The following is a 727-nucleotide window of genomic DNA, read 5'->3' on the forward strand; positions in this document are numbered from 1 at the left end:
CGACGTCGCCGACCCGGAGGCCGTCCTGGACGACCCGCGGTGGGCCCTGCACGACCCGCAACCGGGCGAGCCTGGCCCTGCGGGCCCGGCCGGTCGCTTCGCTGTAAGACGTAGGTGCCGTCGTACGTGAAAGGGCTGGCGGGAGCACCGCTGCTGGTGACGGAGAAGGTCAACGTCTGGCGGCGATGAGACGCCAAGCCGAGCTGTAGCCGCCTGCCCTTCGACATGCCGCCGGCCCCGGGCCTGGACTGCCTCGGTTCGGGCCCGCCCGTGTTCCCGCCGGGTGCGGGGGGTTGGACCGCGTGTTGTGTTCAACGCCGTTCGGCGCTCACCGGTTACGGACCGCCGGGACCATGCTGCTCCTGTCCTGGCTTTCCCTGGCGGTCAGGCCCAGTCGATGCCGAGCTTGTGCAGTGCGTCGCGCTGCTGCGGGGTGAGTTTGGCGCGCCGGGTTTTGGTGTTGGAGATCCACACGCCGAGTTTCACGGCCACGGTTTCGCCGTGGATGGTGATCTGTTCGATGTGTCCTCGTGGTACGGGCCGGCCGGGGCCTTCCCGTTCGATCCACTGCGTGAGGGCTGCCAGGCCGCGTTGGAAGGCCTGCTGTGCCTTGCTCGGGCCTTTGGCCGAGCGCGTGGCCGGGGGTGCGCCGGACGGCGCCTCGGCGGGCTGGATGCCCAGGGCGCGCAGCCGTTGCTGCTGCTCGGGCATGAGCCGGGCCCAGGTA

General features: G+C 71.0%; 1 protein-coding gene. It reads right to left on the reverse strand.

Annotated elements, in window-relative coordinates; all coding sequences use genetic code 11:
* Positions 1–384: 384 nt before the first annotated feature.
* Positions 385–727: helicase associated domain-containing protein (locus IE178_RS35140; RefSeq protein WP_193515082.1), on the reverse strand; the 343-nt coding region annotated here is incomplete at its 5' end.

The organism is Streptomyces griseoloalbus (assembly GCA_014650015.1).
Taxonomy (GTDB): domain Bacteria; phylum Actinomycetota; class Actinomycetes; order Streptomycetales; family Streptomycetaceae; genus Streptomyces; species Streptomyces griseoloalbus.